General features: G+C 71.1%; 14 protein-coding genes. 6 read left to right on the top strand and 8 right to left on the bottom strand.

Translation table 11 applies throughout. The features are described 5' to 3' along the window. Positions 1-25 precede the first annotated feature (25 nt). The 5 genes from ACIQCJ_RS31455 to ACIQCJ_RS31435 all read right to left on the bottom strand — a co-directional run bounded on the left by ACIQCJ_RS31455 (position 26) and on the right by ACIQCJ_RS31435 (position 4088). Positions 26-997, bottom strand: coding sequence for an aldo/keto reductase (locus ACIQCJ_RS31455; RefSeq protein ID WP_402713229.1), 972 nt, complete (start codon positions 995-997; stop codon positions 26-28). A 38-nt stretch (positions 998-1035) separates the two neighbouring features. Next, positions 1036-2127: an aldo/keto reductase gene (locus tag ACIQCJ_RS31450; RefSeq protein ID WP_402713228.1), complete on the bottom strand. Its 1092-nt coding sequence runs from the start codon at positions 2125-2127 to the stop codon at positions 1036-1038. A gap of 67 nt (positions 2128-2194) precedes the next feature. Beyond that, entirely contained in the window at positions 2195-2962 is a 768-nt protein-coding gene (locus tag ACIQCJ_RS31445; RefSeq protein ID WP_401720177.1) for a glucose 1-dehydrogenase, read from the bottom strand. A 206-nt stretch (positions 2963-3168) separates the two neighbouring features. Next, complete coding sequence (locus ACIQCJ_RS31440; protein ID WP_391162779.1) at positions 3169-3573, bottom strand: cupin domain-containing protein; 405 nt, start codon at positions 3571-3573, stop codon at positions 3169-3171. Between the two features lie 185 nt (positions 3574-3758). Continuing rightward, positions 3759-4088, bottom strand: coding sequence for a carboxymuconolactone decarboxylase family protein (locus ACIQCJ_RS31435; RefSeq protein ID WP_401854580.1), 330 nt, complete (start codon positions 4086-4088; stop codon positions 3759-3761). 250 nt (positions 4089-4338) lie between these two features. Between ACIQCJ_RS31435 and ACIQCJ_RS31430 the strand changes: the two genes are divergently transcribed. The 3 genes from ACIQCJ_RS31430 to ACIQCJ_RS31420 all read left to right on the top strand — a co-directional run bounded on the left by ACIQCJ_RS31430 (position 4339) and on the right by ACIQCJ_RS31420 (position 7220). Continuing rightward, positions 4339-5268, top strand: a complete 930-nt coding sequence (locus ACIQCJ_RS31430; protein ID WP_402713227.1) for a helix-turn-helix transcriptional regulator — start codon at positions 4339-4341, stop codon at positions 5266-5268. Positions 5269-5482: 214 nt separating this feature from the next. Beyond that, on the top strand, positions 5483-6532 hold the full coding sequence (locus ACIQCJ_RS31425) for an NAD(P)-dependent oxidoreductase (protein ID WP_402713226.1): 1050 nt from the start codon (positions 5483-5485) through the stop codon (positions 6530-6532). A 10-nt stretch (positions 6533-6542) separates the two neighbouring features. Then, complete coding sequence (locus tag ACIQCJ_RS31420) at positions 6543-7220, top strand: HAD-IA family hydrolase (protein WP_402713225.1); 678 nt, start codon at positions 6543-6545, stop codon at positions 7218-7220. A gap of 25 nt (positions 7221-7245) precedes the next feature. Here the strand turns inward: ACIQCJ_RS31420 and ACIQCJ_RS31415 are convergent, their stop codons facing one another. Both ACIQCJ_RS31415 and ACIQCJ_RS31410 read right to left on the bottom strand, forming a co-directional pair. After that, on the bottom strand, positions 7246-7653 hold the full coding sequence (locus ACIQCJ_RS31415) for a hypothetical protein (RefSeq protein WP_402713224.1): 408 nt from the start codon (positions 7651-7653) through the stop codon (positions 7246-7248). 385 nt (positions 7654-8038) lie between these two features. Next, the gene (locus ACIQCJ_RS31410; protein WP_402713223.1) at positions 8039-8176 is read right to left on the bottom strand and encodes a hypothetical protein; all 138 of its coding nucleotides are present in this window, start codon (positions 8174-8176) and stop codon (positions 8039-8041) included. A gap of 56 nt (positions 8177-8232) precedes the next feature. Here ACIQCJ_RS31410 and ACIQCJ_RS31405 point away from each other — a divergent pair, with 56 nt between their 5' ends. The 3 genes from ACIQCJ_RS31405 (at position 8233) to ACIQCJ_RS31395 (ending at position 12024) form a co-directional block, all read left to right on the top strand. Continuing rightward, entirely contained in the window at positions 8233-9852 is a 1620-nt protein-coding gene (locus ACIQCJ_RS31405; RefSeq protein ID WP_402713222.1) for an amidohydrolase family protein, read from the top strand. Between the two features lie 28 nt (positions 9853-9880). Continuing rightward, positions 9881-10780, top strand: coding sequence for a dihydrodipicolinate synthase family protein (locus tag ACIQCJ_RS31400; RefSeq protein ID WP_402713221.1), 900 nt, complete (start codon positions 9881-9883; stop codon positions 10778-10780). A gap of 251 nt (positions 10781-11031) precedes the next feature. Beyond that, positions 11032-12024, top strand: coding sequence for a GNAT family N-acetyltransferase (locus ACIQCJ_RS31395; RefSeq protein WP_402713220.1), 993 nt, complete (start codon positions 11032-11034; stop codon positions 12022-12024). A gap of 40 nt (positions 12025-12064) precedes the next feature. Here the strand turns inward: ACIQCJ_RS31395 and ACIQCJ_RS31390 are convergent, their stop codons facing one another. Continuing rightward, the gene (locus ACIQCJ_RS31390) at positions 12065-12973 is read right to left on the bottom strand and encodes an NAD(P)-dependent oxidoreductase (RefSeq protein WP_402713219.1); all 909 of its coding nucleotides are present in this window, start codon (positions 12971-12973) and stop codon (positions 12065-12067) included. Positions 12974-13027 lie beyond the last annotated feature (54 nt).

The raw sequence follows: 13027 nt of genomic DNA, 5'->3' as shown, positions 1-13027 counted from the left end.
CACGCCCCGTCACGCGGATCCGTGATCAGAACCAGGAAGGTCCGGCGTTGACGTAGGGGGCCTCCAGCGCGGCGGCTTCCTCGTCCGACAGGCTCAAGTCGAGCGCGTCCACGGCCTGTTGAAGGTGGTGGGGTTGCGTCGCGCCGACGATGGGCGCGGAGACGAGCGGGTTGCGGAGGACCCAGGCGAGTGCGACGTGGGCCATGGGCACGCCGCGGGATGCGGCGACCTGCTGGACGGCGTCGATGACGGGTCCGTCGTGGGGGCTGTCGAAGGACCGCACCACGTGGTCGGTACGGGAACGGGCGCTCTGTTCACCGGCGGGGCGGGCGAGGCGGCCCTTGCCGTTCGGGGAGTAGGGAACGAGCCCCACGCCCATGTCGCCGCACATGGCCATGAGTTCGGGTTCGTCCTGGCGCCGCAGCAGGTTGTACTGGTTCTGCATGGACCCGAAGCGGGTCCATCCGCCGAGGTCGGCGGCGTGCTGGAGCTTGGCGAACTGCCAGGCGTACATCGACGACGCGCCGAGGTAGCGGACCTTCCCGGCCTTCACGATGTCGTGCAGCGCCTCCATCGTCTCCTCGACCGGGGTGTCGTCGTCGAAGCGGTGGATCTGGTACAGGTCGATGTAGTCGGTGCCCAGCCGGGTCAGGGAGGCGTCGACCTGTTCGAGGACGGCCTTGCGGGACAGGCCCTCGCCGCCGGGACCGTCGTGCATCCTGCCGCGGACCTTGGTGGCGAGCACGATGTCCTCGCGCCGCGCGTACTCGCGGATCGCGCGGCCGGTGATCTCCTCGGACGTGCCCGCCTGGTAGACGTTGGCGGTGTCCCAGAAGGTGATGCCCAGGTCGACGGCCTGCCGGAAGAACGGTCCCGCCTTGTCCTCGGTCAGGGCCCACGGGTGGGCGCCGGGCACGGCCGGGTCGCCGTAGCTCATGCAGCCCAGCGCGAGCCGGCTGACCTTCAGGCCGGTGGCGCCGAGGCGGACGTACTCCATGGTGAGGCTCCCTTTCGTGCTGGACGTCCGTGAACGGATCAGTGCCGCCCGGCGCCGCCGGACTCGGCGTGCTGGTCGATGAGGGCGCCGAGGGCCTCGGGGCCGTTGGCGGTGCGGTCGCGCTGGGCGGAGCCGAAAGGGCCGTAGGGGTACGGGGCCGGGTCCGGGTCGCTCGCGGTGTCCAGCGCGGTGACGGAGTCCGGGTCCAGGCGCAGGTCCGCGGCGGCGAGGTTGCCGGTGAGCTGCCGCACGGTGCGGGCGCCGACGATGGCGGAGGTGACGCCGGGGCGGTTGACGACCCAGCTCAGGGCGGCCTGGGCGGGCGTGACGCCGTTGTCCCGGGCGACCTCGCGCAGCGCGTCCACGGCGTCCCATGTGCGGTCGGAGTGCTCGTAGTTGGAGGAGGTGTACTGGTAGAGGGCGTGGTCCTGACCGGCCCTGGTGTCGGCGGCCCGCCGCGCGCCGCGCTCGTACTTTCCGGTGAGGAAGCCGCTCGCGAGAGGGGACCAGGCCAGGATGCCGAGTCCGTTGTACCGGGCGGCGGCGGTCATCTCCCACTCGGTCTGCCGGGTGGCGAGGTTGTACTGGGCCTGGAGGGTCACCGGCACCGGGAGGCCGTACGCCCGCGCGGTGGAGACCGCGAGCTGGAGCTGCCATCCGGTGAAGTTGGACAGGCCGACGTAGCGGATCTTCCCCGCACGGACGGCGGAGTCGAGGAAGGCCAGCGTCTCCTCGATCGGTGTCAGGGGGTCCCACGCGTGGAGCTGGTAGAGGTCGACGGTGTCGACTCCCAGCCTGCGCAGGGACGTGGTGAGCGCCCGGTCCAGGTGGCGGCGCGAGGTTCCGGCCTCGTTGGGGTCGGTGCCGGTGCGCGTGCGGCCCTTGGTGGCGAGGACGACGCGGTCGGTGACCTCGTCCGGGCGGGCGGCGAGCCACCGGCCGACGGTCTCCTCGGCCACTCCGCCGTTGTAGACGTCGGCGGTGTCGAGCAGATTGCCGCCGGCGTCGAGGAAGGCGTCCATCTGCGCGAACGCCTCGTCCTCCGGCGTCTGCGGGGTGCCGAAGTTCATCGTGCCGAGGGACAGGTTGGACACCAGCGTTCCGCTGGTGCCGAGACGGCGGTACTCCATGACGTGGGCTCCTTACGTGGCGCGGGGGCGGGCGGCTGCGCGGCGCCGCCGCGTCGGACGGCGGTTGTCAGTGGGTGGTGAAGCCGCCGTCGACGGGCAGAGCGGCGCCGATGACGAAGCTGGCGCCGGGGCTGCACAGCCACAGAACGGCTTGCGCGACCTCCTCGGCGCGGCCGAGCCGTCCGATGGGCTGCTGCTTGAGGATCTCGGCCATGGCGTCCGCCTGGCTTTCGAGCATGCCGGAGACCATCGGGGTGTCGATGGTGCCGGGGCAGACGGCGTTGATACGGATGCCGCGGGGCGCGTATTCGACGGCGGCGCTCTTGGTGAGGCCGATGACGCCGTGCTTGGAGGCGTGGTACGCGGCGCGCTCGGGCAGGCCCACCAGGCCGCCGAGCGAGGAGCAGTTGACGATCGCGCCGGAGCCCTGGGTGCGCATGTGGCGCAGTTCGTGCTTCTGGGCGGCCCAGACGCCGCGCAGATTGACGGCGTTGACGCGGTCGAAGTTCTCGGCGCTCTCGTCGGCGGCGTCCGTGGGCGGGGCCTGGATGCCGGCGTTGTTGAAGGCCATGTCCAGGCGGCCGTAGGCGTCCACCGCGCGGTCGACAGCGGCGGCGGCCTGGGCCTCGTCGGTGACGTCGCAGACCACGCCGAGGGCTTGGTGACCGGCGTCGGTGAGTTCCTTGGCCGCCTTGTCCACGGCGTCCTTGTCGACGTCGGCCAGGACGACCGCGGCGCCCGACCGGGCGAAGGCGCGGGCGGTGGCCAGGCCCATGCCGGAGGCGGCGCCGGTGACCAGGGCGACCTGCCCCTCGAAGCTGTACTGGGGGTTCACGGGAGGGTTTCCAATCTCCGGGCCGGTGTCATTCGCGGCCCGTATGGCGCGGGGGAGGAGGGCGGTGTGCGGAGCAGGGCGGTCCGGGGCAGGGCGGTCCGGGGCAGGGCGCCGGGCCGTGGACGCGCCTCGGCGACCGCGCCGGGTACGGGAGCGCCGTCGGCGAGGGGCACGCGGACGTACGCGGTGACCGTGCGGGCCGTTGGTCAGGAGGTGCGGGCGGGGCGCCGGGGGCCGGTGTACTCGGCGTCGCCGACGTGCTCCAGCCAGTCGACGTCGTCGCCCTCCCACAGCGCGATGTGCGCCATGAAGCGGTCCGGCGCGGCGCCGTGCCAGTGCACCTCGTTGGCGGGGGTGACGATGACGTCCCCGGGGCGGGCCTCGACGATGTCGCCGCCGCGGGACTGGACCAGGGCGATGCCCTCCACGATCCAGAGGGTCTGGCCCAGGCCGTGCGAGTGCCAGGCGGTACGGGCGCCGGGCGCGAAGCGCACCATGTTCATCCGCACGCGGGACGGGTCCTCGCCGCGGTGGATCACGTCCGCCCACGCGTCTCCGGTGAACATCTCCGGCGGCAGCTTCGCCGTCGCGGGAGGCTGGATGATCTCCATGGTCGTCTCTCCTTGTGTCCGTGAAGCGGCGGCCGACTCACGCGCGGCGGGTGACGGCCGCGCGCGGAGCGAAGCCGGGCCGGGCGGTGTCGGCGAGTGCCTGGCGGGCCCTGCGTCAGGCGGTGTCGGCGAGTGCCTGCCGGGCGGCGGGTCACGCGGTGTCGCGTGTGCCTGGCGGCCCCGGGTCAGGCGCCGTCGGCGAATACCTGGCGGGCGACCGTGAGCGCGGACATGGCCTTGGGCCATCCGGCGTAGAACGCCAGGTGCGTGACCGTCGCGATCAGCTCCTTGTCGCTCAGCCCGTTCTCCCTCGCCCTGCCGAGGTGGAACGCGAGCTGCTCGGTGCTGCCGCTGCTGATCAGACTGGCCACGGTCACCAGGCTGCGGTCGCGCGAGGACAGGTCCGGGTCTTCCCACACCTGCCCGAACAGCACGTCCTCGGTGTATCCGGCCAGTGCCGGGGCGATGTCCCCGAACTGCTGACGCGGTCCTCCGGGCTGCTGGTCCTCCGGCATCACGGTCTCCTTCCACGGGGGCCCGGCGCCTTCTCATGCGACGGCGCGGGTGCCCTCTCGAACGACGGCGCGGGCGTCTGTCCGCTTCCATTCCGCCCTGCCCTCACCGGGGGTGCCAGCGCAGCGGCGGACGGCCGTCAACCGGCCTGTCTACGATGAAACGGCAGGTCGCAGGCGTGCGGAAGGACCCGTTGATACGTGTACTGGCAGTACACCCCTCACCGCTCGGGATCGTCGTAGCCTCGAAGGCATGGACAACCGCAGCGAGGTCCGCGAGTTCCTCACCAGCCGCCGCGCCAGGATCACCCCCCAGCAGGCCGGTCTGCCCGCCGCAGGCCACCGCCGGGTCACCGGGCTGCGCCGCGAGGAGGTCGCGTTGCTCGCCGGGGTCAGCGCCGAGTACTACGCCCGCATGGAACGCGGCAACCTCTCCGGCACGTCGGAAGCCGTCCTGGACGCCCTCGCCCGCGCCCTCCGACTGGACGAGTCCGAGCGTGCCCACCTGATGGACCTGGCCCGTACCGCCAGCTCCACCCGGCGCCCCGCACGCCGCCGGACGGCACAGCCCGTCCGGCCCGGTCTGCGGCAACTGCTGGACGCGATGACCGACGCACCCGCGTTCATCCGCAACGGCCGCCTCGACATGCTCGCCACCAACCGCCTCGGCAAAGCCCTGTACTGGCCCCTCTTCCAGGACCCCGCCCGCCCGGTCAACATGGCCCGCTACCAGTTCCTCAATCCGGGCGCCGACCAGTACATGACCGAACTCGACACGCAGCGCGCCTCCGCCGCGGCCCTGCTCCGCACCGAAGCGGGAAGGGACCCCTACAACCGCGAACTGAGCGACCTGATCGGCGAGTTGTCCACCCGTAGCGAGGCATTCCGTACGCTGTGGGCCGCGCACAACGTCCGCCTGCACCACACCGGCGTCAAACGCTTCCACCACCCCGTCGTCGGCGACCTCGACCTCGCCTTCGAGGCCCTGCCCGTCCCCACGGACCCCGGCCTCACCCTCACCGCGCTCAGCGCCGAGCCCGGCAGCCCCGCCCACGACGCGCTGAAACTGCTCGCCACCTGGTTCGCCACCCTCGAACCCACCGGACCCGGCCCTCGGCCCTCCGTCGGCGCCGAGCACCATTCCCCCGGCGGCGCGGCGCATGGCGGCCACCTGCACCAGTGAGCCCCGGCGCCACCTGACACCGGCCGACGACCCGGCCCGGCGCCCCCGCTCCCGCTCATGAACGCATGATGACGTCCGCGATGGCAGCCTGGCGGGTGGCCGTGCCGACAAGGCCGCCGCCGCTGGTCGGTCTCCTGGCGACTGGCGCCAAGCCAAGGGCGGCGGACCGTGACCTGGTCGTCCGAAGTCCCGACGTACGTACGCGAGGAGCCTTATGAGCACGCCCGCCCCGGACCCAACCCCCGCACCCGCCAGGCCAGTTGTGGTCCTGCGCCCCGCCCCGCAGCGCACGGACCGCATCTTCACCCCCGCCGCCCTGGGGTCGCTCCGCGACCGCTTCACCGTGGTGGACCTGGAGAAGGAGCCCTCCGAGGAAGCGCTGGAGGAGGTCCTGCCCGACGCCTTCGCGATCGTCGGACAGCCCGACCTTCCGACCCAACGGCTCTCCCGCGCGGGCAGGTTGCGGGCTCTGCTCAATGTCGAGGGCAACTTCTTCCCCAACGTCGACTACGCGACCTGCTTCGAGCGCGGCATCCACGTCCTGGGCTGCGGCCCCGCCTACGCCCCGGCTGTCGCCGAGTACGCGCTCGCCCTCGCGCTCGACCTCGCCCGGGGCATCAGCCGGGAGGACCGCGCCTTCCGCGCGGGACGGGAGCGGTACGTCTCCGACGGCAACGCGGACGCCGTACTGCTGCAAGGCTCCGACGTGGGCCTGGTCGGTTTCGGCAACCTCGGCCGCGGCCTCAACCGCCTCCTCGCCCCCTTCCGGCCCACCATCCGTGTGTACGATCCCTGGCTGCCGCCCGGTGTCCTGCGCGAACACGGTGTACTGCCCGCCTCGTTGGACGAGACCTTGTCCCGCAGCCGCTTCGTGTTCGTGCTGGCCACCGTCACCGACGAAAGCCGCCACCTCATCGGCGAGCGCGAGCTCCACCTGCTCCCGGACGGCGCCCGGCTCGTCCTGGTCAGCCGCGCCCCGGTCGTCGACTACCCGGCGCTCCTCTCCCACGTCGCGCGCGGGCGCGTCATGGCCGGCATCGACGTCTGGCCGGACGAACCGGTCGCCCCCGACGACCCGGCCCGCTCCCTCGACGGTCTCGTCCTGTCCGCACACCGCGCGGGCGGCATCCCGGCGGCCTTCGAGACCATCGGCGACATGGTTCTCGACGACCTCACCCTCATTGCCCAGGGACTCCCGCCCGCCCGGATGCAGACCGCCGCCCGTGAACTGGTCGGCCGCTACCGCAACCGCCCCGTGACCTGAGGGACCGTCCATGACCGCACAGCCCCACCCGGCCTCCGCGCTCGACATCCCCTGCGACGGCCTGCTCTTCGACAACGACGGGGTCCTGGTCGACTCCGATCACGGCGTCGACCGGGCATGGAGCCAATGGGCCCGTGACCGCGGCCTGCCGCCGGAACAGGTGACCGCCATGGTGCACGGCCGCCGGTCGGCCGACACCGTCGCCCTCCTGGTGACCGACCCGGACGAGCGGCCCGCGGCACTCGCCGCGATCGACCGTATGGAGGTCGAGGCCGCGGCCACCACCACAGCGCTCCCCGGCGCCCTCGGCCTCCTCACGAGCCTGCCGCGCGAGCGGTGGGCGGTGGTCACCTCCGGAGTCACCCTCCTGGCACGGGCCCGCCTCGCGGCGGCGGGACTGCCCACTCCGCCCGTGCTCATCACCGCGGACGACGTCAGCCACGGCAAACCAGCCCCTGACGGCTACCGCGCCGCGGCCCGGAAGCTGGGCTTCGCCCCGGCCCGGACGGTCGTCTTCGAGGACAGCGCCGCGGGGGCGGCGGCCGGAGCCGCGGCGGGCGCGGTCGTCGTCGGGGTCGGGCGGCGCGCCCTGGCCACCCACGCCCCCGTCGTCGTCCGCGACCTGCGCGGCCTCGCCTGGCACGACGGCGTACTCAGTCTCGCCGCCGCGGACCTGCTGCGCCGGTGAGCGGAGTGATGGACGGGACCGCGCCTCAGTACCCGCCTCCGCCGCTGGCGGAGCCGGTCGACGGTGAGGCCGACGCGGAGGCCGCGGTGGTGACCGCGTTGCCGCTGGGGCTGACCACGTACCACAGCGCGCCGAATTCGTTGAGGCCCTGGCCGTTGGTCTCTCCGGGCTTGGTGTCCTTGGCGAAGTAGTACAGCGGGTGGCCGTGGTAGGTCACTTGGGTCGAGTGGTCCGACCGGGTGCTCGTTCCGACCATTGAGGCGGTCACGCCGCTGTTGTGGGGCTTTCCGGTCGTGGTCTGCGGGGGCCAGGCCCGCGTGCAGGATCCGTTGCAGGTCGACGTCTTCCCGGTGTCGGCCTTGAACAGGTACAGGGTCCTGCCGGAGTCGTCGACCAGGATCTGACCGAGCGGCGAGTTCGCTGTCTTCACCATGGCGGCGCCGCCGGTCGACGCGGAGGCACTGGCGCTCGCGGTGGTGGCGCCTGCGCTGGAATGGGGGGGTGAGGGACGTGGTGGAACTGGAGCTGCCGCATCCTGAGGCAGTGGCCGCAACGGCGGCCATGCCAACGACGAGGGAGATGACGCGCTTCATGACAGACCCCTTGACCTGGGGGGATGTGGTGACACCGACGCGCCGACGGCGGGCCGCGGCACCAAGTTACGCACCGGCGCACCGCCCCCTTGCCCGGTCGAACCGCCCCACGCCGAACCTCACCCGCGCGGGTGACCGAAGGGCCGCGACGGCGTCCCGTTGACCTCACAGGCAGGTCCGTGGAAGCCGATCGGAGTCCTTCGGCGCCGAGGTGCGGAGTGCCCGTCAGCCGTTGTGTCCCGACGGGTGCTTGTCGTAGTTGTCGTTCCAGGACGCCTTCGCGCCGGAATCACCGATGCGGTACACGTCGACGACCGCGCCGGCGGACACGACCACGGCGAGTACGGCGGCGGTCGCGCGCACAGCCGTCGGCAGGCTCCGCCGCGCGCCGGCGGACGGAACGCTCAAGGGGAGTCGGGATGCGTAGTGATCTGGTGGTGCGCGGCGGCCTTGTCGCCGACGGCACCGGCGCACCGCTCAGACGCGCGGACGTACTGGTCCGGGGTGACCGGATCGTTCACGTCGGCGAGGTCCCCGACACCGACGTGCCCGAGGCGGACGCCGCCGGCGCGTTGGTCGCGCCCGGCTTCATCAACGTGCTCAGCCAGGCCTACGAGTCGCTCCAGCGTGACCCCCGAGGTCTCTCCGACCTCTACCAGGGCGTCACGACCGAGGTGTTCGGCGAAGGCTACTCGCTCGGCCCCGTGGAGGGCCGGATGCGCGCCATCGCCAAGGACTACGCCGAGCGGACCCACGTCCGGCATGAATGGCCGCGGATCAACGACTTCCTGAACCACATGGCCGACGCGGGCGTCGGACCGAATGTCGCGAGCTTCGTCGGGGCGGACAACCTCCGCATGGCCTTCGCCGGTCAGCAAGACCGTCCGCTGACGCCCGACGAGCTGGCCGCCGCCCGCCGGCTCCTCGACGAAGAACTGGCGGACGGCGCGCTGGGTCTGGGCTCCGCTCTCATCTACGCCCCGGGCATGTACGCCTCGACCGACGAGCTGACCGCCTTCGCGGAAGTGCTCGCCGAGCACGACGCGCTCTACATCTCGCACATCCGCAACGAGTCCGACTCCCTGCTCGAAAGCCTGGACGAGCTCATCGGGATCGCCGAAAGGTCGGGAGCCCGGGCCGAGGTCTACCACCTGAAGGCGGCAGGCCGGGACAACTGGCCCCTGATGGCCTCCGCGATCCAGCGCATCGAGGAAGCCAGGGCCGGCGGCCTCGCCGTCACGGCCAACGTCTATCCGTACGAGGCGGGCGCTACCGGCCTGGACGCGTGCGTCCCCCCACGATTCCACGACGGCGGCCCGGACGCTTTGCGCGGCAAGCTCGCGCATGAGGACTTCCGGGAAACGGTCAAGGAGGCCATCCGGGCCCCGGGCGCCGACTGGGACAACTGCTACAAGAGCGCGGGCGGCGCTGACGGAATCCTGCTCCTGGGCGGCAACACCTGCGAGTGGAACGGCATGACACTCGCGCAGGTCGCGACGCGGCGCGGTGACGCGGATCCGCTCGACACGCTTCTGGACATCGTCGTGGCGGACTCGCAGATGATCATCGCGCTGTTTGAGATGACGGAGGAGAACGTCCGTCTCGCGCTGCGGAGCCCATGGGTCTCGGTCTGTTCCGACGCCGAAGCGTGGACGGCCTCTCCGCCGTACACCGACGCCCCGACGCATCCGCGGGCCTACGGGTCCTTCGCCCGCGTTCTCGGTCCGTACGTCAGGGACGGCGTCCTGCGGATCGAGGACGCCGTCCGACGGATGACGAGCCTGCCCGCGCGGACGCTGCGTCTCACCGACCGCGGCGTCATCCGCGAGGGCGCCTTCGCGGATCTCGCGATCTTCGAGCCCGACAGGGTCCGGGACCTCGCCACCTACTCCCACCCACACCAGTACGCCGACGGGATGCGGCACGTGATCATCAACGGCGTCGTCGCGTTCCGCGGGGGAAAGCCGACCGACGAGCTCGGCGGTCGCGCGCTACGACGCGGGACCCGGCCGACGACGAGCGGCTTCCGAGCCCGGTGAACCCGTCGACGAACGACGAAGGAGAGCGATGACAACGCCGTTCAGCGGCATACTCGCGGCAGTGGTGACCCCCTTTCGCGCTGACGGTTCGACCGTCGACGCCGGGGGAGTCCGTCGCCAGGTCGAGCACATCGTCGGTGCGGGCGTGCACGGCGTGGTGCCCTTGGGCAGCACCGGCGAATTCACGACGCTCAGCAACGCGGAGCGGAAGGAGGTCGCCGACCTCTACCTGAGGGCTGTGGACGGTCGGGTGCCCGTCGTCGTGGGCACCGGAGCGTTGACCACCGGCGAGACGATCGACCTCACCCGGCACGCGGCTGACGCCGGTGCGACGGCGGTCATGATCGTGCCCCCCTACTACGGCGCTCTCGGCTGGGAGGAGGTCGTGGCGCACTACGGGGCCGTCTCCGACGCGGTGGACATCGACATCATGTTCTACAACCTGCCGGACGCCACGGGACTGGACATCTCGGCCGGGCGGTTGGCCGAGCTCGCCCGGAGCACCCGCGTGACGTCGTTCAAGGACACCGGGGGTGACGCGGTGAAGTTCGCCACGGTCCTTCATCACTACGCGGACGTCATCCAGCCGCTCAACGGCTACGACACCCTCACGTTCTCCGGCATCGCCGCCGGCGCGCGGGCGGGAGTCTGGGGAGCGGCGAGCGTCATCCCTCAACTGTGCGCGGACTTCTACGAGACCCTCGCGGTCCGCGGCGACATCGCCGAGGCACGGGAGCAGTGGACGAAGATCTTTCCGATCTGCGAATTCCTCGAGGCGCACCCGTACGCAAGCGCGATCAAGACCGGCCTCGACCTGGTCGGCGTCCCCAGCGGACCTCCCCGACTCCCGGCCCTCCCCCTCACCCCCGAGCACGCGACCACCTTCGCCCGGCTCCTGCGCGAAGCCGGGATCGACCTGCCCCGCTGAGGGGTTCTTCACATCGACCTCGTACATCACCACCGGCGTGGTCGTCTCGCACCGCAAACGCCTCGGGCCGGTCACAGGTGCCCGGCGGAGCAGCAGCCGACGCCTCGGTTGCGACTGCGCCGGGTCCTGAGCCGGGACCGGCCGAATTCGCTTCGCCATGACGCCACTTCATGCGCTCTTGCATCCGACGGGCTGTCAGGACACGCTTTCCGCGGAGCCCTGGGAACGCCTGTTCAGTGGGAGGTGAGCGCGTGACCGCGCCTGCTCAAGCGGGGATCGAGATCGTGCGGGCGACTTCGGCGCATGTCCCGATGATCTTCGCGTTGGCACAGTCCAGGAATCTGGACGGAATCGACCCGGTTGAGGCCAGCCGGGACGGATTCCTGGTGTCGGAGTACACCGACGAGATGTACCAAAGGCGACTGGTGAGCGCCGAGCACTTCTACGTGGCCGTCAAGGGAACCGACGTCCTGGGATTCCTCCTGGCCTACAGCGACGCCCAGATCGAACCTGACGAGTGGCTGAACCACCGGATCAAGACCACGCTCGGCAGCTTCCTGGTGATCAAGCAGGTGTGCGTGGCCCGTGACGCGTCGCGGCAGGGCGTCGCGTCACGCCTGTACCACCATGTGCTGGAGCGCTGGACGGCCAACCCGGTGATCGCTGCGGTGGTCAACGAGCCGCTCAATGAGGCGTCGAGCCAGTTCCACCGGAAGCTGGGCTTCGAGGAACTGACACGGTTGCGACCGCCGGACGGCCGTCTGCGCGTCGTGTGGGTCTCGCGCAAGCCGCGTGAGTCGATGTTGCAGACCCAGTACGAGATCGCGGTCGACTTATACAAGCATGAGGACCTCCTCAACTGGAACAAGCTCAATAACTTCCTCTACATCACCGCGGGCCTCGCGGCCACCTTGGCGTTTACCCTCGGCAAAGAGGGCGCGCAGTCACAGGAAGTGGCCCGGGGCGTCGGAGCGGTCATCACGGTGATCGGGTTCGTCTCCGGGCTGGCGTTCGCCGTCATGCTGCGCTACGGACGCCGCTATTTGCAGACCCGCAAGAGCACGGTCGTGGAGCTGGAAGAGCACATGGCGTGGCACGGTGGGCAGCGGATAGTGGGACGCCGGCTGACAGAGCCGGGATCAGGGTGGCTCCAGGCGTCCCCGACCGGTCTCGTGATGGTGCTGCTTCCCGTCTTCGTCTCACTGGGCTGGCTGGCGATGCTGGTGGTCGTGCTGACGAACTGATGCTCCCTCAAATCCCCGCCTCCGACGGTGCCGGGTGGGGTCAGTGCGGCTTTCGGATGCTGTCGATGATGCGGGTCCAGTTGTCGCTGCCGTGGCCGTTGTCGATGGCGCGGCGGTAGTGGGCCTGGACGGCCAGGGGGAGCGCGGGGTCGAGGCCGAGTGACGTGCTGGTTTCGACGATGTGGTCGGATGTCGCGCCCATCATGGTGACCGTGCTGAGCCCGCCGGGGTGTTCTCCGGCGTCCAGCGCGGTGCCGGGGGTCGCTTCGCCGGCCCTGAGGATGGCGCCGATCGAGTCGGCGGAGGAGAGCAACTCCGGCAGCGCTTCCTTCGCCGTCATTCCCGCGGTGCCCAACATCGCGGTGGCGTGCATCAGTGCGGACAAGGTGGTGAGGAATACCGTGAGCTGGGCTTGGTACATCATCTGGGCGAGACCCGGATCCACGCCCAGATACTTCGGCGCGCCGAGCAGCGCCAGTGTCGGCCGGTGGCTCTCCATCGCCTCGGTGGGGCCGCTGTAGTAGACGTGGGCCGCGTCCGTGCCGACCATCGGTGCCGGGACCATGACACCACCGGTGAGGAAGGTGGCGCCGTGGGCCGACGCCCAGGATGCCGCTTCGCGTGAGCGGTCAGGGGTGTCGGAGCTCAGGTTGACCAGCGTCCGGCCGGCGAGCGACGCGGTGGCGCTGTCGAGGATGTCGTACATCGCCTGGTAGTCGGTGAGGCTGAGGATCACGAGGTCACTTGCCTCGACCGCCTCGCGGGGTGTCGGTACGAGGACCGCTCCGTCGGCGACGACGCCGTCGGCCCGGCCGGCGGTGCGGTTCCAGACGGAGACCGGGTGGCCGGCGGCGAGGAGGGTACGGGTCATCGCCTGGCCCATCGGGCCGAGTCCGATCACGGTGACAGTGCTGTGTTGCCTGGTGGTGCCGTGCTGTTGTTCGTTCACCTCTTCATGCTCGGAGAGGGCCACTAATCTGGGAAGTACCCACTATTTTCTGCG

It is taken from the genome of Streptomyces sp. NPDC093221 (assembly GCF_044753885.1).
Taxonomy (GTDB): Bacteria; Actinomycetota; Actinomycetes; order Streptomycetales; family Streptomycetaceae; genus Actinacidiphila.
The sequence above is the reverse complement of the archived record's forward strand: the minus strand, read 5'-3'. Positions and strand labels throughout refer to the sequence as shown.

Excerpts from the sequence above, each read along its gene's own strand:
- ACIQCJ_RS31415 (WP_402713224.1), bottom strand. The coding sequence starts at position 7,653 with ATGGTGAAGACAGCGAACTCGCCGCTCGGTCAGATCCTGGTCGACGAC.
- ACIQCJ_RS31430 (WP_402713227.1), top strand. The coding sequence starts at position 4,339 with ATGGACAACCGCAGCGAGGTCCGCGAGTTCCTCACCAGCCGCCGCGCC.
- ACIQCJ_RS31405 (WP_402713222.1), top strand. The coding sequence starts at position 8,233 with ATGCGTAGTGATCTGGTGGTGCGCGGCGGCCTTGTCGCCGACGGCACC.
- ACIQCJ_RS31455 (WP_402713229.1), bottom strand. The coding sequence starts at position 997 with ATGGAGTACGTCCGCCTCGGCGCCACCGGCCTGAAGGTCAGCCGGCTC.
- ACIQCJ_RS31425 (WP_402713226.1), top strand. The coding sequence starts at position 5,483 with ATGAGCACGCCCGCCCCGGACCCAACCCCCGCACCCGCCAGGCCAGTT.
- ACIQCJ_RS31450 (WP_402713228.1), bottom strand. The coding sequence starts at position 2,127 with ATGGAGTACCGCCGTCTCGGCACCAGCGGAACGCTGGTGTCCAACCTG.
- ACIQCJ_RS31400 (WP_402713221.1), top strand. The coding sequence starts at position 9,881 with ATGACAACGCCGTTCAGCGGCATACTCGCGGCAGTGGTGACCCCCTTT.
- ACIQCJ_RS31435 (WP_401854580.1), bottom strand. The coding sequence starts at position 4,088 with ATGCCGGAGGACCAGCAGCCCGGAGGACCGCGTCAGCAGTTCGGGGAC.
- ACIQCJ_RS31440 (WP_391162779.1), bottom strand. The coding sequence starts at position 3,573 with ATGGAGATCATCCAGCCTCCCGCGACGGCGAAGCTGCCGCCGGAGATG.
- ACIQCJ_RS31420 (WP_402713225.1), top strand. The coding sequence starts at position 6,543 with ATGACCGCACAGCCCCACCCGGCCTCCGCGCTCGACATCCCCTGCGAC.